Origin of the sequence: Kiloniella laminariae DSM 19542 (genome assembly GCF_000374005.1) — a bacterium.
In the GTDB taxonomy this organism is placed as follows: Bacteria; Pseudomonadota; Alphaproteobacteria; order Kiloniellales; family Kiloniellaceae; genus Kiloniella; species Kiloniella laminariae.
Genome location: NZ_KB893137.1, coordinates 21818 through 42948, shown reverse-complemented (window position 1 = coordinate 42948; position 21131 = coordinate 21818). Strand labels below are relative to the sequence as shown.

General features: G+C 52.9%; 20 protein-coding genes. 9 read left to right on the top strand and 11 right to left on the bottom strand.

Translation table 11 applies throughout. The annotated features are described in order from the left end of the window. Positions 1 to 13 precede the first annotated feature (13 nt). Positions 14 to 1399 carry a class II 3-deoxy-7-phosphoheptulonate synthase gene (locus tag B152_RS0108355; protein WP_020591954.1) on the bottom strand — a complete coding sequence of 462 codons (1386 nt, stop codon included), beginning with the start codon at positions 1397 to 1399 and terminating at the stop codon, positions 14 to 16. A gap of 277 nt (positions 1400 to 1676) precedes the next feature. On the opposite strand from B152_RS0108355, the gene B152_RS0108350 reads away from it, so the two are divergent. Beyond that, positions 1677 to 2468: an aspartyl/asparaginyl beta-hydroxylase domain-containing protein gene (locus B152_RS0108350; RefSeq protein ID WP_020591953.1), complete on the top strand. Its 792-nt coding sequence runs from the start codon at positions 1677 to 1679 to the stop codon at positions 2466 to 2468. Between the two features lie 115 nt (positions 2469 to 2583). Here B152_RS0108350 and gor read toward each other — a convergent pair whose 3' ends face one another. The 3 genes from gor to B152_RS0108335 all read right to left on the bottom strand — a co-directional run bounded on the left by gor (position 2584) and on the right by B152_RS0108335 (position 6667). Continuing rightward, positions 2584 to 3960: a glutathione-disulfide reductase gene (gene gor / locus B152_RS0108345; RefSeq protein ID WP_020591952.1), complete on the bottom strand. Its 1377-nt coding sequence runs from the start codon at positions 3958 to 3960 to the stop codon at positions 2584 to 2586. A 180-nt stretch (positions 3961 to 4140) separates the two neighbouring features. Further along, the gene (locus B152_RS0108340; RefSeq protein ID WP_020591951.1) at positions 4141 to 5142 is read right to left on the bottom strand and encodes an NADP-dependent oxidoreductase; all 1002 of its coding nucleotides are present in this window, start codon (positions 5140 to 5142) and stop codon (positions 4141 to 4143) included. 61 nt (positions 5143 to 5203) lie between these two features. Then, positions 5204 to 6667 (bottom strand): NAD-dependent succinate-semialdehyde dehydrogenase, encoded by a 1464-nt coding sequence (locus B152_RS0108335; protein WP_020591950.1) that lies wholly within the window; start codon positions 6665 to 6667, stop codon positions 5204 to 5206. Positions 6668 to 6983: 316 nt separating this feature from the next. On the opposite strand from B152_RS0108335, the gene B152_RS0108330 reads away from it, so the two are divergent. The 6 genes from B152_RS0108330 (at position 6984) to B152_RS0108305 (ending at position 13100) form a co-directional block, all read left to right on the top strand. Continuing rightward, on the top strand, positions 6984 to 7778 hold the full coding sequence (locus tag B152_RS0108330; protein ID WP_020591949.1) for a DeoR/GlpR family DNA-binding transcription regulator: 795 nt from the start codon (positions 6984 to 6986) through the stop codon (positions 7776 to 7778). Between the two features lie 237 nt (positions 7779 to 8015). Then, the gene (locus tag B152_RS0108325) at positions 8016 to 9059 is read left to right on the top strand and encodes an ABC transporter ATP-binding protein (RefSeq protein ID WP_020591948.1); all 1044 of its coding nucleotides are present in this window, start codon (positions 8016 to 8018) and stop codon (positions 9057 to 9059) included. 89 nt (positions 9060 to 9148) lie between these two features. Next, on the top strand, positions 9149 to 10438 hold the full coding sequence (locus B152_RS0108320) for an ABC transporter substrate-binding protein (protein ID WP_020591947.1): 1290 nt from the start codon (positions 9149 to 9151) through the stop codon (positions 10436 to 10438). Positions 10439 to 10534: 96 nt separating this feature from the next. After that, positions 10535 to 11416, top strand: a complete 882-nt coding sequence (locus B152_RS0108315) for a carbohydrate ABC transporter permease (RefSeq protein ID WP_020591946.1) — start codon at positions 10535 to 10537, stop codon at positions 11414 to 11416. Then, positions 11413 to 12240 carry an ABC transporter permease subunit gene (locus B152_RS0108310; protein WP_020591945.1) on the top strand — a complete coding sequence of 276 codons (828 nt, stop codon included), beginning with the start codon at positions 11413 to 11415 and terminating at the stop codon, positions 12238 to 12240. Before B152_RS0108315 ends, B152_RS0108310 begins: the two co-directional genes overlap by 4 nt. Then, the gene (locus B152_RS0108305; protein ID WP_020591944.1) at positions 12237 to 13100 is read left to right on the top strand and encodes an endonuclease/exonuclease/phosphatase family protein; all 864 of its coding nucleotides are present in this window, start codon (positions 12237 to 12239) and stop codon (positions 13098 to 13100) included. The genes B152_RS0108310 and B152_RS0108305 overlap by 4 nt, the downstream gene beginning before the upstream one ends. A gap of 27 nt (positions 13101 to 13127) precedes the next feature. On the opposite strand, the gene B152_RS0108300 is transcribed toward B152_RS0108305, so the two are convergent. The 5 genes from B152_RS0108300 to rbsD all read right to left on the bottom strand — a co-directional run bounded on the left by B152_RS0108300 (position 13128) and on the right by rbsD (position 18077). Next, positions 13128 to 14144, bottom strand: a complete 1017-nt coding sequence (locus B152_RS0108300; protein ID WP_020591943.1) for a LacI family DNA-binding transcriptional regulator — start codon at positions 14142 to 14144, stop codon at positions 13128 to 13130. Between the two features lie 77 nt (positions 14145 to 14221). Beyond that, a complete protein-coding gene (gene rbsB / locus B152_RS0108295) occupies positions 14222 to 15103 on the bottom strand; it encodes a ribose ABC transporter substrate-binding protein RbsB (RefSeq protein ID WP_020591942.1) in 882 nt (293 codons plus the stop codon). A gap of 44 nt (positions 15104 to 15147) precedes the next feature. Then, complete coding sequence (rbsC, locus tag B152_RS0108290; RefSeq protein WP_020591941.1) at positions 15148 to 16092, bottom strand: ribose ABC transporter permease; 945 nt, start codon at positions 16090 to 16092, stop codon at positions 15148 to 15150. A 72-nt stretch (positions 16093 to 16164) separates the two neighbouring features. Continuing rightward, complete coding sequence (locus tag B152_RS0108285; RefSeq protein ID WP_020591940.1) at positions 16165 to 17646, bottom strand: sugar ABC transporter ATP-binding protein; 1482 nt, start codon at positions 17644 to 17646, stop codon at positions 16165 to 16167. Between the two features lie 11 nt (positions 17647 to 17657). Then, complete coding sequence (gene rbsD, locus B152_RS0108280; RefSeq protein WP_026261385.1) at positions 17658 to 18077, bottom strand: D-ribose pyranase; 420 nt, start codon at positions 18075 to 18077, stop codon at positions 17658 to 17660. 192 nt (positions 18078 to 18269) lie between these two features. Here rbsD and B152_RS0108275 point away from each other — a divergent pair, with 192 nt between their 5' ends. Then, positions 18270 to 18818, top strand: coding sequence for a type II secretion system protein GspD (locus B152_RS0108275; RefSeq protein ID WP_020591938.1), 549 nt, complete (start codon positions 18270 to 18272; stop codon positions 18816 to 18818). Between the two features lie 7 nt (positions 18819 to 18825). Beyond that, entirely contained in the window at positions 18826 to 19659 is an 834-nt protein-coding gene (locus tag B152_RS0108270; protein ID WP_020591937.1) for a type II secretion system minor pseudopilin, read from the top strand. 31 nt (positions 19660 to 19690) lie between these two features. Here the strand turns inward: B152_RS0108270 and B152_RS0108265 are convergent, their stop codons facing one another. Together B152_RS0108265 and B152_RS26525 are read right to left on the bottom strand one after the other, a co-directional pair. Then, a complete protein-coding gene (locus B152_RS0108265) occupies positions 19691 to 20197 on the bottom strand; it encodes a hypothetical protein (protein ID WP_157230987.1) in 507 nt (168 codons plus the stop codon). A gap of 133 nt (positions 20198 to 20330) precedes the next feature. Continuing rightward, positions 20331 to 21035 carry an RHS repeat-associated core domain-containing protein gene (locus B152_RS26525; protein ID WP_211212170.1) on the bottom strand — a complete coding sequence of 235 codons (705 nt, stop codon included), beginning with the start codon at positions 21033 to 21035 and terminating at the stop codon, positions 20331 to 20333. Between the last annotated feature and the right edge of the window lie 96 nt (positions 21036 to 21131).

Below are 21131 nucleotides of genomic sequence, written 5' to 3'. Positions count from 1 at the left end.
GTCGCGAGTGATATCAGGAAGCTTCAGCAATCTGTTCTGAACGAAGGCTGATGCGTTCTTCCTTCAGATGTTCAGCAATCAGGAAGGCCAGTTCCAATGCCTGGCTGGCATTGAGACGGGGATCACAATAGGTGTGATACCGCGCCGACAGGTCTTCATCCGTGATCGCCTGGGCACCACCGATACACTCTGTCACGTCCTTGCCGGTCATCTCGAAATGTACACCACCGGCATAGGTTCCCTCTGCCTTGTGCACCGCAAAGAAATTCCGGACTTCGGTCAGAACCCGGTCGAAAGGCCGGGTCTTGTAGCCGCTGGAGGACTTAACAGTATTGCCGTGCATAGGATCACAGGACCAGACCACCTTTTTGCCTTCACGTTCCACAGCACGAATCAAGGCTGGCAGATGAGCCTCAACCTTGTCATGGCCCATGCGCACAATCAGGGTCAGACGACCAGCATCATTGTTCGGGTTGAGACGGTCAATCAGTCTGAGCAGATCATCCGGTTCGGACGAGGGCCCGCACTTCATACCGATCGGATTGTGAATACCGCGCATGAACTCGACATGAGCTTCATCGATATGACGAGTCCGATCACCAATCCAGAGCATATGGGCAGAACAGTCGTACCAGTTGCCCGACAGACTATCGACACGGGTCAGAGACTGCTCGTAATTCAGCAGCAGCGCCTCGTGGCTGGTATAAAAATCTGTTTCGCTCAACTGCGGAACTTTGTCAGCGGTCAGACCACAGGCTTCCATGAAGCTCAGCGCTTCCTCAATTCGGGTTGCCATCTCTTCATAGCGCGCGCCCAACGGGGAATTACGAACAAAGTCGTGGTTCCAGGCGTGAACCTGACGCAGATTGGCATAGCCGCCCTGGGCAAAAGCACGCAACAGGTTCAGTGTAGATGCTGACTGATGATAGGCCTTGATCAGGCGCTCAGGATCGGGAATGCGATCTTTTGGGGTAAACTCGATCCCGTTGATGATGTCACCACGATAACTCGGCAGCTCGACACCATCGATTGTTTCGGTCCCGGCAGAACGGGGCTTGGCAAACTGTCCGGCCATCCGGCCAACCTTGACGATCGGGCAGGCAGCACCGAACGTCAGGGCAACCGCCATCTGCAGCATAACCTTGAAGGTATCGCGGATATTGTCGGGGTGAAACTCTGCAAAAGCTTCGGCACAGTCGCCGCCCTGCAAAAGAAAAGCCCGGCCTTCGGCAACTTCGCCCAGCTGTTTACGGAGCCGACGTGCTTCGCCTGCAAAAACCAGTGGCGGTTGGCCCGCCAAGGTTTTTTCCACGGTCTCTACAGCAGCAGAGTCCGGGTATTCGGGCACTTGCCGAATATCCTTGGCGCGCCAGGAATCAGGTGTCCATTTCGCGCTCATTACAATACCTCAAAATCATAATAATATTTTACGTTTGACAGTTTTAATCACCTTTTCTGTCCATTACCAGCAGAAAGCCTTTCATATCTTCATATATTCATCAAATCCTTGCACTCAAGTGCTGACCGGGGAGCCCCTCCCAGTAAAAACAAATAGTGTTGATATCGATTCGCATGAAACCTATATGACCTGCTTGAAAGTCTGCCATCATGGCTTATAAGCTATGCCTGATATTGATCCATCGCCTGCCATGCCCTATTGCAACAGAGAGACATCCATGCCCAAGAAGTTCAGCCGGCTCCTGAGAGTCCTCCTCCCCTTGGCCCTGCTGCTGTATTTCATTCCAATCTTCACCCTTGCCTTTATCTGCATGGGGCTGCTTGATCTGGGCAGACACAGCAAGATCACGCCGGAACTTGCCAAGAAGTACTTTACCGGAAATGGTTTGCTCACCTGGGTATTGTCTCCGATAAACTTGCTTCTTGACCTGATTTCCCACCGCAACCGCTATATCTACAAGCTGGACGACTTTCCGACAGAGCAAAAAGCAGAAATCGCTTCTGTTCTGAAAGTCTTTGATGAAAACAAGACAGAGATCATCAGCGACATCCGGGCGCAGCTTGAAGGCAAAAGCCGGGGCATGCTGTTCTACAAGTGGTACGGCAAGAACACCAACGACGCTGTTCCGGCTTTTAACGCGGAATACAAATACATCAAGACCATCGGTGTCTCGGTCTTCAACAAAAAGAAATCGACCTCGCTGCATTTCGGCCCGCTGCGCCTGACCCTGCGCGTGCTCTACAACCTCACCCCGATCAAGAGTGACAACATCTTTATCGAGGTCGATGGCAAAAAGCACTTCTGGCATGACGATCCGCTTTTCATCTTTGATGACACGCTGCAGCACCAGTCAATCAACGAGGAAGATCATGAACGCTATTGCGTCTTTGTCGATGTGCTGCGTCCGTCACAATTCACCGGGCTACAGAATCTGCTGATGAAGCTGATGCAGCAGGTCTTCATCAAATTCAACGGCATCTTCTACAAGAACTGGACCTTTCTGAAGTAAGCCCTTTCAGGCACACGCCGGTACACCCAAGTTCAGCCAGAGTACAAAAAGGGGCAGAGATTTTTCTCCGCCCCTTTTCTTAATTGATCCCCACCAATGCATTGAGCATTTAGCCCTAGCGGCTGACAGGCTCGCGCATGGTGACAAATTCTTCTGCTGCTGTGGGGTGAATGCCCACCGTGGCATCAAACATCGCTTTGGTGGCTCCCGCCTTGATTGCGACAGCAAAGCCTTGAACAATTTCAGGAGAGTCTGCTCCCACCATATGCAGGCCAACAACTTTTTTACCGTGCTTCTCAACAACCAGCTTCATCAGGGTCTTTTCATCGCGGCCGGACAGGGTGTGTTTCATCGGCCGAAAGCTCGAACGATAGACCTCAACATCACCATAGCGCTCAATCGCCTGCTCTTCTGACAGCCCGACAGTACAGACTGGCGGGTGGCTGAAAACGGCCGTCGCAATATTATGATGGTCCATGGCGCGTGGTGTGTCCCGGAAAGCCGTATCAACAAAAGCCATAGCTTCCTGAATTGCCACCGGTGTCAGATTGACCCGATCTGTCACATCCCCCACCGCATAGATATTCTTTGCCGTCGTACGCGAGAACTCATCAACCTGAATTGCCCCTTTTTTTGTCAACGCCACACCGGCTTTCTCCAGCCCCAGCCCCTCGACATTCGGGCTGCGACCTGTTGCAGCAAAGACTGCATCGACTTCCAGTCTGGTTCCATCGGACAGGGTCACCTGCAGAACGTCACCTGCCTTTGTGATCTCCTCAATGGTTTTGTTGAGCTCAAGCTTGATACCCTTCTTGACCATCTCAGCCCCCAGGAATTCGCGCACATCCCGATCAAAGCCCCTGAGCAAGGCATCACCGCGATATACCTGGGTTACATCCGATCCAAGGCCATTAAATATCCCGGCAAACTCAACCGCGATATAACCGCCACCATAAACGATAACCCGCTTGGGCAGTTCTTCTAGATGAAAGGCTTCGTTAGAGCTGATTGCATGCTCCCAGCCCTTGCCCTCGGGAAAGGTTACATGCCCACCTGGTGCCAGAAGGATCTTGTTGGCGGTAAAGGTCTTGTCTCCTACCCGTACAGTGTGGCGATCTTCCAGTGTAGCCCGCCCGTCATAACGAATGACCTTGGCATTATCGAGCAGGTTCTTGTAGATCCCTTCCAGCCGATCAATTTCCTTGTCCTTGTTGGCAATCAGGGTTTTCCAGTCAAAGGACCGCTCGCCAACGTTCCAGCCAAAGCCAGCAGCGTCTTCAAATTCCTCATGAAAATGACTGGCATAGGAAAAGAGCTTTTTCGGCACGCAGCCCCGGATCACACAGGTTCCGCCATAGCGATATTCCTCTGCAAGAGCCACTCGGGCACCTGTGGCTGCAGCCATACGGGCGCCACGCACACCACCAGAACCACCGCCGATGACAAAAAGGTCATAGTCATACTGGATATCATCGTCGTGATAAGTCGGCATCAAACTGTCTCCCGCAACAGGTTAGTATTTGTTCCCCCAATATCTAGGGTAGAAGGGCCTCGAATTAAAGCGGCCTTTTCCGCAGCTCTTTGAAAAGCGGATCAAAGCCCGGAAAAATGGCTCAGAACGGCTGTCACAATAGCGTGATGCCATTTCCCCAAAGCTTTCGCGTAAGCCAGCTCAAAGTTTAACCAGAACCTTGCCCTGATTGCTCCCGGCCAAAAGATTTTCCAGCCCGACCGGCGCCTGTTCCAGTCCTTCATAAATTTCTTCGCTGTAGTTCAGCTTGCCTGCCTTGAACAGCGGCAACAGGCCTTCGACGGCTTCGGACAGACGATGCATGTGATCAAATATCAAAAAGCCCTGCATGCGCGCGCGTTTCACCAGCAGGGTTCGAGCAACCCTTGGACCGCTCAAATGCGCCGGAGAGATACCGATCACCCCGCAAACCGTCATTCTCGCACCAACATTAAAAAAGCTCATGACTGCGTCCGATATCGGGCCGCTGACATTGTCGAAATAGACATCCACACCTTTAGGGCAGGCCGTGGCCAGTTCCGCCGACAGGTCTTCTCCCTGGCAGGTCTTGTAATTGATCACCGCATCATAGCCGAACTCTTTACGGCAACGTTTCGCCTTGTCATCACTGCCGGTAATTCCCACCGTGCGACAACCTCTTGCCTTGGCAATCTGCCCGACCATGGAACCCACAGCACCCGCCGCAGTTGACACCACCACAGTCTCGCCTGCCTGGGGATTGCCAATCTCTGTCAGGCCGAACCAGGCTGTAGCCCCCGTCATCCCCAGCACATGCAGATTGGCCGAAAGCGGCGCAACTTGAGGATCAACTTTGCGCTCAACATCCGATCCATCACTGACAGCCAGCTCCTGCCAGCCAAAACGTCCATAGAGTGTCTCTCCCGCAGCATAGTCGGGATGGCGGCTTTCGATCACCTCGCCCACAGCAAAGCTGCGCATAACAGCGCCAAGCGCAACCGGCGGGATATAGTTTGGCATGTCAGCCACCCAGCCCCGCATGGCCGGATCGACCGACAGAAACAGATTCCGGACCAGAAACTGCCCTTGTTTCAAAGGCGCAACTTCGGCTTCTTCCAGACGGAACAGCTCTCTGTTTACGGCTGGATCAGGGCGCTTTGCCAGAACAAGTTTGCGGTTTTTCATATCAAAATCTTCCTTGTCTTTATCAGGCCCGGGGCGTTTTCAGAGAGCCCAAGTCTTGGGCTTATGCATCAAATCCCATATTGATGTATTTGATTTCCAGATACTCCTGGATACCATACTGCCCACCCTCACGACCAATACCGGACTCCTTGATCCCGCCAAAGGGGGTGGCCTCCGAAGACAAAGTACCACTGTTGGCTCCGACCATGCCGTACTCCAAAGCTTCCGATACCCGCCAGACCCGTCCCACATCCTGTGAAAAGAAATAGGCGGCCAGTCCGTAACGGGTGGCATTGGCCAGAGCCACCGCCTCTTCTTCACTGTCGAAGCAATAGAGCGGCGCAACCGGGCCAAAAATTTCCTTGTGAAAGACCTGCATGTTCTGCGTGACATCCGTCAGCACCGTCGGCGCATAGAACTGTGTCCCCAGCTCTTTCAACGGTACCCCGCCGACCAGTGCCTTTGCGCCCTTGGACAGGGCATCCCGAACCAGATCATCCACCTTGTCTATGGCGCGATCATCGATCAAGGGACCAAGGAATACTCCCTCGTCAGTGCCCGGACCCGTTTTCAGATCGCGAACCCGATCAGCAAGGCGTTTGGCAAAGTCATCATAGACACCCCTTTGAACCATAATCCGATTGGCACAGACGCAGGTTTGCCCCGCATTGCGGAACTTGCTGGCGATGACATGGGTAACGGCGCGCTCCAGATCCGCATCATCAAACACGATGAAAGGCGCATTTCCGCCCAGCTCCATCGAAACCTGCTTGACCGTCAGCGCACATTTTTCCATCAAGACCTTGCCCACCACCGTTGATCCGGTGAAGGACAGCTTGCGGACGATATGATTGCTGGTCATCTCGTCACCGATTTCCCCGGCCTTGCCCGTGATGACATTGAACAGGCCATCCGGCAGTCCGGCGCGCTGGGCCAGATCGGCAAGGGCCAAAGCAGAAAAAGGAGTCTGAGGCGCCGGTTTCATCACCACAGCACAGCCTGCAGCCAGGGCAGGCGCACACTTTCGCGCAATCATCTGGATCGGGAAGTTCCAGGGCGTGATGGCCGCAACAACCCCGATGGGCTGGCGAATGGTCAGCAGCTGTTGCCCTCTGCTCCCTGCCGGAATGGTTTCGCCATAAGCCCGCTTGGCTTCTTCAGCAAACCACTCGATGTATCCCGCGGACGAGGCAATCTCCCCCCGAGCTTCAGACAGAGGTTTGCCCTGCTCTGCCGTCATGATTTGTGCCAGATCTTCCTGATGGAGCAGGATCAGGTCCCGCCAGCGCCGGAGAACAGCCGCGCGATCCTTCGCTGTCCGTTTCCGCCAAAGGATAAAAGCCCGTTCTGCTGCTTCAATCGCCCGTCGGGTTTCAGCCGCACCCATCCAGGGCATTCTGCCGATCTCCTCGCCTGTCGCCGGGTTAAACACCGGGGCCTGCCGAGCGGAATCTGCATCAACCCAGCTGCCATCCAGAAAGGCCTGTTGATGAAACAGCGATTTATCCTCTAGCGGAACAGACATACCAAATACTACCAGCCAAATACGATCAGGACGGAACTGCAGGAAGTCCAACAAGACACCTGAGAATTGAAAATACAGGAGAAACGCTATCCGAGCAGGCAGGCCTTCACAAGGTTGATTTCCCCTTATCCTTTCTTGCCCCCTTTGTAACCTGACAATTTTCTACAGCAGGCATAAAAAAGTGCTCATTAAAGCCTGCATGTAAAATAAATGTAAGAAGATTTACATTCCTTTCCCTTATTACTAGAGTGTTCAGAAGCACTCATCAAAATAAGCCTTTGGCCAAAGTCGCGAAAAACCAGATCGAGAGAAACCTGTGACAGATCAGAAACGTTTGGGCCTTAATGGCCGCCAGGATCAGATCATCAATCTGGTTCGGGAAAGAGGCTATGCCTCGATCGAAATGCTGGCTGAAAAATTCAGGGTATCCCAACAGACAATCCGGCGGGATATCATCTATCTGAACGAACGCAACCTGCTTCAGCGTCACTATGGCGGGGCTGGTCTTCCCCCAGGTATCGACCGCCTTTCCTACCCGAACAGGAAGGTGCGCAATGCCCGGGAAAAAGCCATGATAGGAAAGGCTATTGCCGCCCAGATCCCTAACGGCGCCTCACTCTTCATCGATATCGGAACAACCATGGAAGCCGTCGCCGAAGCGCTTATCCATCATGAGGGACTCCGTGTTCTCACCAATCATATCGGTGTTGTTTCAATCCTTTGCGAGAACACAGACTTTGAAATCATCCTCTCGGGCGGGCTGGTTCGCAACCGGGACAGAGCCATAACCGGGGAAACCACAGCCGAGTTTCTTCGCAAGTTTCGTGTCGGGTATGGCATTTTTGGTATCGGCTCTATAACTGATGACGGCCAGCTTCTTGATTACGACTACCGCGACGCCCAGGCCTCTCGCGCTGCGCTGGAAATATCCCGCTGTAAATTTGCCGCAGGCGATCACTCCAAATTCAACAACGACGCCATGATGCCCTTTGCCCATGCCTCTGAAGTCGACGGAATTTTCACAGATCAGACACCCCCTCCAGCTATTGTTGAAGCGATTGAACAGGCAGGCACAAAGCTCTTTGTTGCAGAAAATCTTCCGTTAAAATAAACCCGGTGACGCTCCTCTTGCGATCACGAACAGCTCCACTGCAAAATCTCTCATTTTTCTCCCGCTAAAATTTCATGGTATTTTTTTATCACAAAATGTAAGATAATTTACATTAGTGTCATCAAACCTACATAAACCAACGATAAACAGGACACATCAGATCATCGGCTCCCCTTCACCAAGAAAACAAAGGGGATGTCGCGGTACTGGCGGAAATAAGGGAAGGCCTAAGAAAGCATGTCAGCCATAGAACTATGCGGCATAACCAAACGCTGGGGTGATACGGTCGCCGTCAGGGATGTCAGCTTCAAGGTAGAGCAGGGAACATTTGCCGTCCTGCTGGGTCCTTCGGGCTGTGGCAAGTCCACATCCCTGCGGATGATTGCCGGGCTGGAGGATATCAGCGATGGTCAGCTGTTGATCGGTGATGTTGACATGACCACAGCCCAGCCTGCCGAACGCAAGCTCTCCATGGTCTTCCAGTCCTATGCACTTTTCCCCCACCTCGATGTTCGGGAAAACATTCTCTTTGGATTAAAAATCCGGAAGATCCCCGCAGCTGAGCAGGAAATTCGACTGACCAGGGTTGCCGAACTGGTCGGACTCTCCGCACTGCTTGAACGCAAACCGGCTCAACTCTCTGGCGGTCAAAGACAGCGAGTAGCCCTCGCACGGGCCTTCATTGCAGAAAATCCGATCTGCCTGATGGATGAACCTCTGTCCAATCTGGATGCCAAGCTGCGCCACGAGATGCGGATCGAAATCCGCGCCCTGCAACAGCGCCTGCAAACCACGGTCGTCTATGTGACCCACGATCAGGCGGAGGCCATGAGCATGGCCGACAAGGTTATCCTGATCCGCGAAGGACAGATCGAGCAGGAGGGAACGCCTGACGAGCTTTACAACAAACCTGCAACTACCTTTGTCGCTGCTTTTGTCGGCACACCACCGATGAACCTGATTGACCCAAAGAAAATGGGCCAGATACCTGCCCTGACCGATACTTCAGATGGATCTCCGATCCTTGGAGTTCGGCCGGAAAACATCACTCTGGTCACCGAAGGTGGACTGGAGAGCGAATTGCTCTCCGCTGACTATCTCGGGGCAGACACCATTATTACAGCCCGGATCGGCCAGGAAGAACTGCTGATCCGCGCGGCTGGCAGAGTAAACGTCCTGAAACCTCGTCCTGCGCGAATTCGCTGGCAAAAAGAGGATGTTCATTTCTTTGACCGCAACAGTGGAAAACGGACTGACCGGACCAAGGCGGTCGATTTTTAGACAACACAAGACCTGTGCCACAGCGTTGCGGCACAGGAACCAGAGGGAATACGCTGTCTGTGTCTTCCTCACTCACCAGGGAGCTAACCATGCTTACAACACTGAAACACAAAGCAGGAAAACTGACAATTGCTGCAGCTCTTGGCCTCGGTATGGCCTCCAGCGCTTCAGCCGTCGACCTGACCATGTATTACCCGGTTGCTGTCGGAGGACCTTTGACCAAGGTTGTCGATGGTATGGTTGAAGACTTTGAAAAAGCCAATCCCGATATCAATGTCAACGCAATCTATGCCGGGAATTACAACGATGCCCGGATCAAGGCCCTTGCCGCCCTGAAAAGCGGCGAACCCGCCCAGACATCGGTCATGTTTTCGATTGATATCTATGAACTGATCGAACAGGGGGCCATCGTTCCCTTCGATGACGTCGTTGAAACCGCTGACGAAAAAGCCTGGCTGGACGGATTTTATCCGGCTCTGATGGAGAACGGCAAAACCCGTGACAAGACCTGGGGCATTCCTTTCCAGCGCTCGACCATCGTTATGTATTATAACAAAGACGCCTTCCGTGCTGCCGGGCTCGATCCTGAAGCTCCTCCGGCAACCTGGGATGAACTGGTCGAAGCAGGCAAGAAACTCACCAAAAAGAACGGCGACACCGTTGAACAGTGGGGCGCCATGATCCCCTCGACCGGCTATCCTTACTGGATGTTTGGCGCGCTCGCCATGCAGAACGGCCAGACCCTGATGAACAGCGAAGGCAACGAAACCTATTTCGATGCCCCCGCAACAGTCGAGGCTCTCCAGTTCTGGCAGGATCTGGGCAACAAACACGGCATCATGCCCACAGGCACGGTGGAGTGGGCAACCCTGCGCCAGAACTTCCTCGAGGGCAAAACGGCCATGATGTGGCATTCCACCGGGAACCTGACTGCTGTCAAAAAAGACGCTTCTTTTGATTTTGGTGTTGCCATGCTTCCCGCACAGAAACGCCGGGGTAGCCCAACCGGTGGCGGCAACTTCTATATCTTTGAAAAGAGCACCCCGGAAGAACGCAAGGCAGCGATGAAACTGATCCGCTTCCTGACAGAGCCGGAACGCACCGCCCAGTGGAGCATTGAAACCGGATATCTGGGCACCCGCCCCGATGCTTACAGCACAGCCGAACTGACCCAGTATGTACAGGACTTCCCGCCTGCCGCCGTCGCACGGGATCAGCTCGAGTTTGCCACAGCGGAACTCTCCACCTTCCAGAATGGCCGCGTGCGCAAACTGCTTGATGATGCCATACAGTCGGTACTGGTCGGCGACAAAACCGCTGCCGAAGCCCTCGGAAGCGCCCAGAAGCAGGCTGATCGTCTGCTTAAAAACTACCGCTAGATCCAAAGACGTCCCGGACAGCTTCACCATGAGGCTGTCCGGGCAATTCTGCGTTCGATCTGCCCGCACCATCCCTTTTCCAGGAGCCTGCCCGAAATGAACCAAAGGCGCTCACGATTCCAAATTCATGGCTGGCTGCTCCTGATGCCTGCAGCAATCTTTCTGATTGCCTTCACCTATTACCCGACCCTTGCCACCCTGGCGAAAAGCTTCTTTTCCCAGGGAAATGCCATCAAGCCTTCCCGCTTTGTCGGGTTGGAAAACTATGAATTCCTCATTACTGACGAAGTTTTCTGGAAGGTTGTTGGCAACAACGTGATCTATGCCGCAACAACCATCCCCATATCCATCGCACTCGCGCTCCTGATGGCCGTCTGGGTCAACGGCCGCCTGCCGATGAAGTCGCTGGTCCGCATGAGCTTCTTCACCCCGACAGTTCTTCCAATGATCGCCGTCGCCAACATATGGCTGTTTTTCTATAGCCCTGACATCGGCCTGATTGACCAGATCACCAGCAGCTTTGGTATCGCCAGCCATAACTGGCTCGGCGATCCGGACACTGTTCTGGGCTGTATTATCGTTATCACCATCTGGAAAGAAGCCGGCTTTTTCATGATCTTCTATCTGGCCGCGCTCCAGACACTTTCACCCGAACTGGAAGAAGCCGCCCGCCTTGAAGGAGCCAGCCGCTGGTACTATTTCCGCCGGGTCATGTTCCCCTTACTGATGCCAACCACGCTCTTCGTCCTGATCAACGCCATTATCAATTCCTTCAAGCTGGTGGATCAGCTTTTCATTCTGACCAAGGGCGGCCCGGACAATGCCAGCTCCCTGCTGCTGTACTACATATACGAGGTTGCCTTCAGCTTTCTCGATCAGGCCTATGCCTCGACCCTGACCGTCGTGCTTCTGCTTGCCCTCGCAATCATTGCAATCGGCCAGTTTGTCTTCCTCGATAAAAAGGTGCACTACCGGTGAGAACAGCAAATCTGAAAGAGAAAATCTCCCTGCATTTTGAATATGGCGCAGCCTATCTCCTCGCTTTGATATGGATGTTGCCACTGATCTATGCCTTCTGGAGCGCGTTCCATCCGTCAGAATACGCGACCCGCTTTGACCTTCTCGCTCCCCTTACTCTCGACAATTTCCGCGAGGCCTGGTCGCAAGCCCCCTTTGCCCGCTATTTTCTCAACACCTTCCTGTTGGTCAGCATTATTCTTCTCGCCCAGTTTATCCTCTGTACTCTTGCCGCCTATGCCTTTGCCAGATTTGAATTTCCTGGAAAATCCATCGCTTTTGCCCTGGTCCTGATCCAGTTGATGATCATGCCCGAAGTCTTGATCGTCGAAAACTACGTCACCATGAGCCAGCTCAATCTGGTTGATAGCATCGTCGGGATCGGCCTGCCCTATATGGCCAGTGCCTTTGGCATTTTTCTTCTGCGCCAGACCTTCAAGACCATCCCGAAAGAACTGGAAGATGCTGCAAGGGTCGAAGGCTGTTCCGCCCTGCAGATCCTCTGGAAGGTCTATGTTCCCCTCGCCCGCCCCACCTATGTTGCCTTTGGACTGGTTTCGGTCAGCTACCACTGGAACAATTTCCTCTGGCCACTGGTGATCACCAACTCCGTCACAACACGACCACTGACGGTTGGACTGGCTATTTTTGGCGCCCCTGAATCCGGGGTCGACTGGTCAATTATCACGGCCGGAACCCTGCTTGCCGTTGCCCCGCTTCTGGTCGCCTTCCTGTTATTCCAACGCCAGTTTGTCCAGTCTTTCATGCACGCAGGTATCAAGTGATCAGTCTTGTCAGCTGGAACATCCAGTGTGGTCGCGGCACGGACAACCTGCTCGACCTCGAACGCATCGCCTCTATCATAAAAACCATGGGAACGGCAGATATCATCTGCCTTCAGGAAGTCGCCCGTTTCTATCCCGAACTCGACGACGGTGCCGGAGAGGATCAGGTGGCAGCCCTTGCCCGATTTTTCCCCCAACACCTACCGATCTTTGGCGCCGCGATCAGCAGACAAAAAGAAAAGGCCACCGAGCGTTCGGAATTTGGCAACATGATCCTGTCAAGATATCCGGTTTCTCAATTGTTTAACCACCAGCTCCCCCAGCCTTGTCCTGCACAGCCCAGCAAGCACATGCCCCGACAGGCTCTTGAGGCCATTATTATCCTGCCCGATGGCCCGCTTCGGGTGATCACGACGCATCTGGAGTATCACTCTGAATCACAACGCCTGGCCCAGGCAGCACATTTGACAGGGCTGCACCAGGAACTGGTCAGCAACAGCCAGTACCATACCCATGCCCCTGATCACGGTCCTTATGCCGCCGTTGCCCGACCGGAACGCACTCTTCTCTGTGGTGATTTCAACTCGGCGCCGGATGATGCTGTCTACAGGCTTCTCAGCAGCGCTCACGAAGATATATCCGCCCCTTTCCGGGATGCCTGGCGCAGGCTTTACCCGAAAGAACCACACGCCCCTACCTGTGGTATATTTGACCATATCCAATGGCCCGAAGGCCCCCACTGCCGCGATTTTTTCTTTGTAACTAAAGATCTCTTGCCCCGGCTCAACGATATATCCGTCCAGCAGGAAACCAACGCGTCAGACCACCAGCCTGTCGCACTGCGGCTTAAAATCGGATAGATTTCCGGATCATTTGACCGTCCCGGATCAAGGCCTCTCGCCTTGCCCGACAGACTCCCGGATCACCAGCTCGGGATTGAGCGTCAGACGCGGCGGCAAAGCTGTTCCCTGTTCCAGCCGGGCAATAAGGGCTGCTGCTGCACGGCCACCCAGCTCGAAACCGGATTGACGGATCGTGGTCAGGGCCGGGGTCAGATAGGGGGCCAGATCGATATCATCATAGCCGATGAGCGACAGGTCCGTAGGAACGCTCAGTCCTCTTTCCCCCAGGGCGCGCAAAGCGCCAAGGGCCATCAGATCATTAAAGGCAAAAACCGCTTGGGGAAGCTGCCCTGCCCCCACACGATCCAGAAGACTGATCATCGCCCGATACCCCCCAGCGGCATCAAGCCCTCCGGCGACACACCAGCTTGAGTTGACTGAACACTTTTCTGCCTTCATGGCACGCTCAAACCCCTGACGTCTTTCCAGCGAACGGGGATGATTTTCCGGACCAGACAAAATGGCGATCCGGCGAAAACCCCGCCCGAGCAAAAACTCGGTTGCCATCTGCCCCCCCAAAATCGAATTATCCCCGACAACACAGACATTCTCAGCCGCCTGCGCATCCAGCACCACCATCGGCAATTCAGATTTACCACTTAAAGCCTGATCAAACGCAGGATCCCCATGGGTGGTCATCACCACCAGCGCATCAACCCGACGCATTGCCAAAGCGTTGAGATAGGCAAGCTGGCGCTCGGCCTTGTCGTCACAATTACAAAGAATAAGATTATAATTCTGCTCGTAGCAGCCTTCCTCGACCCCCCGCACAACATCGGCAAAAAATGGGTTGGTCGAGTTGGACACCAGCATCCCCAGTGTTTGGCTGCGGTTGGTCTTGAGCGCCCGGGCCAGAGAACTTGGCTGATATCCCAGAAAATTTACGATCTGCTGAACCCGCTCAGCAGTAGCAGGTGTGACATAGCGGGTGTTGTTCAATACATGGGAAACTGTCGAAACAGAGACCCCCGCCTCTCGGGCCACATCCTTGATGCTTACCATAATTAATCGCCGAAATTTCCAAATTAAAACAAGAACTGCACAGGCGCCGACTGACGCCTGTGCAGCAACATAACCGATTATTTTGTAATAACTTTCAACGCCACAGGCGTATAGGCTTCAACAGCTTCACCTTTCAGGATTTTCACCGCCGTTTCAACACCGATTTCACCAATCATACCTGCCTGCTGCGCGACTGTAGCCAGCATCGAGCCATCCTGAACAGCAGCAACTCCGTCATCCGTCCCGTCAAAGCCGACAACCAGGATGTCGCGTTTTGCCGCTTGGATTGCCTTGATCGCCCCCAGCGCCATTTCGTCATTGTGGGCAAAGACCGCAGCCACATCAGGCTGGGCCTGCAGAATGTTTTCCATCACGTTCAGTCCCTTGGTCCGGTCAAAGTCTGCGGGCTGCGCCGTGACGATTTCCAATCCACCAGCAGCCTCAACTGCCTTGTTAAAACCTTCGCCCCGATCTCTTGCGGCAGAGGTTCCCGGCACGCCCTGAAGCTCAACCAGCTTTCCTTTGCCCCCCAGCGTCTGAACAATCAGATCGCCAGCCATGCTGCCGCCGAGCACGTTATCAGAGGCCACGTGGGAAACCACTTCACCACCGGAAGCTCCCCGGTCCAGCGTCACAACTGGCACGTTCTTCCTGTTTGCCGCCTTGATCGCGCTTTTCACCGCATCTGAATCGGTCGGATTGATCAGCAGAACCTTCACGTCCTTGTTCAGAACGTCTTCGACATTGGCCAGTTCCTTTGCCGGATCATTCTGGGAATCAAGCACGACCAGCTGATATCCCAGTTCAGATGCTTTGGCTTCGGCACCTTCCTTGAGCGTGACAAAAAACGGATTGTTCAGGGTCGAGATCACCAGCGCCAGGGTATCTTCGGCCTTTGCTGCGGCAAAGGAGCCGAGCAACAGGGCCAGGGATGAAAGTGAAACGATAATTTTCCGCATTTATTTTCCTCCTGTTGGAATAACCTGTATAGGCCCCATGCCTGTCAGGCCTTTGATTTCACACGACTGTCCACCACCACCGCCAGCAGGATCACCGCTCCCTTGGCAATCTGCTGATAGTAGGAAGAGACATCCATGAGATTGAGTGCATTATTCAGGACCCCGATGATCAGGGCACCAATGAGTGTCCCGATCAGGGTTCCCCGTCCCCCCATCAACGAGGTACCACCAAGAACCACCGCAGCAATCGCATCCAGCTCGTACCCCAGTCCCGCGGTTGGCTGGGCAGATTCAAGCCGGGCCGTCAAAATCATCCCTGCCAGCGCAGCCATGACACCCGACAGCGCATAGACGATAATCTTGACTCGGCGCACATTGATTCCGGCAATCCGGGTCACCTGTTCGTTGCCACCAATGGCATAGACATAGCGGCCAAAGGCCGTTCGATTAAGGATGAGCCAGCCGATCAGGAAAACCCCTGCGGCCAGAAGTATGGGTATCGGAATTCCGACAAAATACCCCCCGCCCATCTGATAGAAAGCCTCTGCCACTTCGAAATCCCCGGTGGAAACCGGCCGTCCGTCGGTAAAAACCAACGTCACCCCCCGCAGCATCGTCATACCGACAAGCGTGGCGATAAAGGGCTGGACCCCGAACAGCGAGATCACCACACCATTGGCAGCACCAAGCAGGCCTCCAACGCTGAGTGTCACCAGAAGAGCCAGAACCAGCGGTGTATCCGCCGCCAGCAGGCTGGCACAAACCGCCCCGCAAAGCGCCAGTACCGATCCGACGGACAGATCGATTCCAGCAGTGAGAATCACATAGGTTATGCCCAGCGCGATAATCGCGTTGATCGAGGTCTGGCGCAGGATATTCAGCAGATTATCCACACTCAGAAAACTTGGGCTATAGAGTGAAACAGCAGCCATAAGCAGCAACAGTGCAACCAGCGACTTGTTATCAATCAGAATTTTTTTAACTGGCATCACACCATCCTGTCTTTTATCACCTGCCGTTTATGCAAGCTGTCCTTTGTTCGGGTCTTTTTGCATCCAGTATCAGGCAACCGCCGCGCACATGATCTTCTCCTGATCAGCCTCGTCTCTTGAAAAGCTTGCACTCAAGCACCCGCGGGAAAGCACCATAACCCTGTCACTTATGCCCAGTACTTCGGGCAGATCCGAGGACATCAGCAGAATACAGAGCCCCTGTTCCTTCAGGCTCTGGATCAGGGCATAGATCTCGCGTTTGGCCCCGACATCCACCCCCCGGGTTGGTTCGTCCAGAATAAGGATGCCGGGTTCAGCCATCAGCGATTTGGCCAGGGAAACTTTTTGCTGGTTGCCCCCGCTCATCTGCTCAACAGACATTTCCTGCCCTTTGGCCCGGATCGAGAAAAGCTCGACAAAACGTCCCACTTCCTGACGTTCCCTTCTTTGATCCAGAAAACCGGACCGGGTCGCAAATCGTCGAAGGGTTCCCAGCGTCATATTGTGTTTCAGGCTGTGCATCTGGATCAGCCCTTCGCCCTTGCGATCCTCGCTGACATAACCAATCCCCGCAGCAACACCCTCTTCGGGCGATTTCAGCCGGACGTCCTGCCCTTTGATCTCAACCCGCCCCGAGGTCTGCGGAACAAGACCATAAAGCACCCGGGCCAGTTCGGTTCGCCCCGCCCCGATCAAGCCGCTAAAACCGATAACCTCCCCGGCATAGGCTTCAAAGGAAATCTTGTCGACCCCCGGTGCGCTGAGTTCCTCAACCCGCAGACAAAGCTCTCCTCGGGGGACAGCTGCGTAGGGGTATCTTTCCGACAGCTCCCGTCCCACCATGTGGCGGATCAGTTGGGCTTCATCAATTTCGTCTGTCGGGCCAACATGAACCATCTGTCCGTCGCGCAGAATGGCGAGCTGGTCACACAGTTCAAAAATCTCGTCGAGGCGGTGTGAAATAAAGATCAGTCCCTTGCCCTGTTTTTTCAGACTGAGCACGACCTCGAACAGCACCTGCGTTTCCACATCACTCAAAGCATCCGTCGGTTCATCCATGATGATGACCTCTGCATCCAAGCTCAAAGACTTGGCAATCTCGACCATCTGTTGCTGTGCCAGTGAAAGGCTGGTAACCAGCCTATCGGGTTCAATATCTTGTTTAAGATCACGCAACAGTTTTGCAGTTGCCTGTTCCATTTGTGCAGACTGAAGTAATCCCCAGCGATTGCGGATTTCCCGCCCGAGAAAGATATTTTCACTGACCGTCAGATTGGGCAGCAGGTTCAGTTCCTGATGGATGATGGCAATCCCGGCATCCATGGCCTGGCGTGGAGAGGTAAAGGAAACAGGCTGGCCTCTGTAAAGGACCTGCCCCCCATCACAGGAATAAAGCCCCGTGATGATTTTCATCAGGGTAGATTTCCCCGCCCCGTTTTCTCCGGCCAGAGCCAGAACAGAGCCCTGTTTGAGAGAAAAACTGACCCTGTCCAGTACCGTTACAGCGGAAAAGGACTTGGATACGGCTTCAAGCTGCAGGAGATCACTCATCTCGTCATCCGTTAAAAATCAACACCGGCAGTGAGAATAATATTGGCAAAGGGCGTGTATTCCCCGGTTCGGATCACGGCGCGGCAATTGGCAAGGCGCAGCTTGAATTTTTCATGGCAAAGTGTTTGCAGAGAAATCCAGTTCCCCTGGGCGGTCTCAAGCGCACCAATGCGTTCGCTGATCGTGCTGTGCAATACCCTGTTGGACTCTGAAAGCTCTTCAGCAATGAGCGCCTTTTCGACCATCATCTCGCTGACAAGAGCATCGAAGACATCGAGAAAAGAAGGAATCCCCCGGGTCAGGGCCAGATCAATCCGGGTAACGGAATCAGGAATAGGAAGCCCCGCATCACCGATGCAGATCTCTTCGCCATGGCCCAGCCGTGCGACAAGCGTCGACAAGGGCCCGTTTAACAAGGCTGTTTTTTTCATGTTTTCTCCCACCCGCCTGTTTTTCAGCGGTTTGTTACAGTGATGCTACGTCAGAAAAACGTTTGCGCAAACGTTTTTCTGACTACTTTTAGTTATTTTGGGAATTTTTTCGAACCAAACAGATGATTGTTTCCCCCTGTTTTTATCCAGAAGTTATAACTGCAGCAGCCAGTTCAGGAACATAAAGTTCAAATGACGGCTTCACATTTAAGTGATCAGGTTCCAGATAATCCGGTTCCTGTGGCAACCCAGTCTTCTGTCAGCAATACCGACCCCAACGCACCGACGGTCAACACCATCGAATTTCGCGATACAGGTGTCGTGCTCCAGGTTACCCCCCGGGTTAATACCAGCGGCATCATCAATCTGGAGATCGAACAGGAAGTCAGCGACGTGGTCTCAACCACCACCTCCGGCATTGATTCACCGACTATCCAGCAGCGCAAGGTTTCCAGCCATGTGGTGGTCAAATCCGGCGAGTCCATAACCCTTGGCGGCATGATCCGCGACAGTCAGACAGACAAGGAATCCGGGCTGCCTGTACTTTCCGGCCTGCCAGTTATCGGCAAGCTGTTTGGCAATACCGACAACGATCACAAACGCACCGAGTTATTGATCATCATCACCCCGCGGATTGCCCGCAACTCTGTCGATGCTCGCGAAATCACCAATGAATTCAAACAACGCCTTAAACAGACGGTATTTCCAAAGCCCGATGATCCAGAAACATCATCGGAATAGGCAGTCCTTGTGTCCACTAGGGCAGAGCGCTGCGCTGACGGAAACTGCCAGTAACAGTAACAGCCAACGTGGCAGCGCATTGATTGCCGCGCTCTGGGTCTCCATTGCCCTGTCCGTGCTGATCAGCAGTATGATTTTTTCAGCCCGGACCGATATCGCCCTGGTGCGAAACGCCAAAGAACAGGCCCGGGCCGAGGCCGCCATCGACGGCGCGATCAATCTGGCGATCACCAGCCTACCGCAAGCCCGCAATGTAATTGGCCGGGACGGTCCAACAGTTATTCAAAATTATCTTATCGGTGATTTGGCTGTAGAGGTTACGATCTCGGACGAGGGTGGAAAGATCGATCTCAATGCCGCACCTGAAGCCCTCTTGCTGCTGTTTTTTGACCGAGCCTCTGCCCTGACCGCCGGAGATCCCGGCGAAGCCCGACAGCTGACCGATGCCCTGCTCGACTGGCGCGATACCAATAATATTGCCCGGCTGATGGGCGCAGAAAAAGCGGATTACCGCCGGGCGGATTACAGTTACAGCCCGCGCAACGCGCCACTGACCAATCTTGCTGAACTCAAAGGACTGCTGGGCATGCGGGAAGAACTCTACCGCAAGATTGAACCGCTGGTCACCCTGCACAGCCAGCAACGCGGCTTTGATCCGGACCTGGCGCCGCCTGAGTTGTTGTCCGTTTTGATGGGTGGTGATTTTGTGGAGGACGAAAATAATGATACTGTTCTGCCTCTCGCTCTTCAGAGATTTAGGACACGGTCAAGGCGTCAGGTATTTCATATTGAAACAAAAGTCAGCAGAAAAAAATTGGTGAGTATTATCACTGTAAAATAATTTATACTAAATATTCATGAAGTTTTCCCAGTTATTCTTTATTCTGGATTTTTTTACAGAGTAAACTTGCTCTTTTCCACTCTAAACTATCAGTATCCAAATGATACATAATAGATTCTAATGCTACTAAGATTTCATGAATCTTTTCAAATTCGAATTTTTTCTCAAGATCTTCAAAAATAGCAATACAAGTATTAGCTTCAAAACATTTAGCGAAAAAAGTACAAATCCAAAGCCTGAAATCGATTCCATCGTAAAACTCAAAATTATTTACAAGGACTCTTAACAATTCCTGTTTTTGAGGCTCAGACAGTTTATATACTTTTGAATACAATCCAGAAACAAAATGATAAGCACCCTTTTTGCAACAAAACTCAATATCCTTAAAAAGAGTAATATATAATCCAAAAATATCATCCGGAAGTACTGAATGCCCCAAAGATTCCATCTCTAATTCAAACGCAATATCTTCTAAGTATTTTTTTACCGTTCTATTTGGAATGTTATTTAGTTTTTCCCTGTACTCTTCAACTTTCATAACAATTCTCCTAATAACAAAGCAACCCTTTTGCATAGGCTGAATGATACCTTAAAAACTGAGATGTCATTCAGCCTCAAAACTAATTTCAACTACAAATTTAGTTCATATGATAAGTCCTTAACATCGTTTATTAGAAGCCTAGCATCAGTAACTGAGGTAATGGAAAACCATTGAGTCCTGGTTTCGGCCCTCCTCCCCCTGGGCGGGGGTTTATACGGGGCAGAATAAACGGTGGAACTGGTGGTAGACCTTCAAACAAAGGATCTTCCTCCTCCTGTTCAGGAATTGGACAAAGCTCCGGATAGATTTCTTTTCCGCCACCACATTCCTCTGTGTATCTTTTTTGTTTTTTCTTATTAATGGTGATTAGTTCATTTATAATGCTACGATGTCCACGGCGAGTTTCTGCCCTCCTCTCTCCGGGCCCTATCCGTTCTGGTAGTTCACCCGCATCCTCATCATATTCTTTTTGTTTATCTCTTATTTCCCTTGCCCCTTCAGTAATCTCACCTGCAAGATCTATACATTCCTGCCCATTAGGATCTCGCTGCCTCGCTAACCCATCAGGGTCAAAATACGACACAGGGTTACCTCCAACATAAGCATAGGTATTTACTCCTCCCGCCAGACCAATTGGATCAACCTGAGTATAACGCCCGGTCGCCGGGTCGTAATCGCGGTTATAGTTGTAATAAAGCGGGTGGGTCAGGCTCGAGGCTCCGCCCCGCCCGGTTTCCTCATCGACATATTGACCGGGCAAGCGCAGCTTCATTACCGCCGCGCCAAGGACTGAGCTTTCACCGCGATAGGGGGTCAAGGCCGCATCCCAGGTCACGCTGCCCGAACTGTCCACCAGCTTGGTCGGAGGTCACCTGGCCTTGAGACAGTTATTTATTCAGCGTACTTCGGATTGCACCAGAATATGATACGT

Excerpts from the sequence above, each read along its gene's own strand:
- rbsD (WP_026261385.1), bottom strand. The coding sequence starts at position 18,077 with ATGAAAAAAACAGCCTTGTTAAACGGGCCCTTGTCGACGCTTGTCGCA.
- B152_RS0108275 (WP_020591938.1), top strand. The coding sequence starts at position 18,270 with ATGACGGCTTCACATTTAAGTGATCAGGTTCCAGATAATCCGGTTCCT.
- B152_RS0108320 (WP_020591947.1), top strand. The coding sequence starts at position 9,149 with ATGCTTACAACACTGAAACACAAAGCAGGAAAACTGACAATTGCTGCA.
- gor (WP_020591952.1), bottom strand. The coding sequence starts at position 3,960 with ATGCCGACTTATCACGACGATGATATCCAGTATGACTATGACCTTTTT.
- B152_RS0108325 (WP_020591948.1), top strand. The coding sequence starts at position 8,016 with ATGTCAGCCATAGAACTATGCGGCATAACCAAACGCTGGGGTGATACG.
- B152_RS0108340 (WP_020591951.1), bottom strand. The coding sequence starts at position 5,142 with ATGAAAAACCGCAAACTTGTTCTGGCAAAGCGCCCTGATCCAGCCGTA.
- B152_RS0108350 (WP_020591953.1), top strand. The coding sequence starts at position 1,677 with ATGCCCAAGAAGTTCAGCCGGCTCCTGAGAGTCCTCCTCCCCTTGGCC.
- B152_RS0108315 (WP_020591946.1), top strand. The coding sequence starts at position 10,535 with ATGAACCAAAGGCGCTCACGATTCCAAATTCATGGCTGGCTGCTCCTG.
- B152_RS0108300 (WP_020591943.1), bottom strand. The coding sequence starts at position 14,144 with ATGGTAAGCATCAAGGATGTGGCCCGAGAGGCGGGGGTCTCTGTTTCG.
- rbsB (WP_020591942.1), bottom strand. The coding sequence starts at position 15,103 with ATGCGGAAAATTATCGTTTCACTTTCATCCCTGGCCCTGTTGCTCGGC.
- rbsC (WP_020591941.1), bottom strand. The coding sequence starts at position 16,092 with ATGCCAGTTAAAAAAATTCTGATTGATAACAAGTCGCTGGTTGCACTG.
- B152_RS0108355 (WP_020591954.1), bottom strand. The coding sequence starts at position 1,399 with ATGAGCGCGAAATGGACACCTGATTCCTGGCGCGCCAAGGATATTCGG.
- B152_RS0108285 (WP_020591940.1), bottom strand. The coding sequence starts at position 17,646 with ATGAGTGATCTCCTGCAGCTTGAAGCCGTATCCAAGTCCTTTTCCGCT.
- B152_RS0108265 (WP_157230987.1), bottom strand. The coding sequence starts at position 20,197 with ATGAAAGTTGAAGAGTACAGGGAAAAACTAAATAACATTCCAAATAGA.
- B152_RS0108335 (WP_020591950.1), bottom strand. The coding sequence starts at position 6,667 with ATGTCTGTTCCGCTAGAGGATAAATCGCTGTTTCATCAACAGGCCTTT.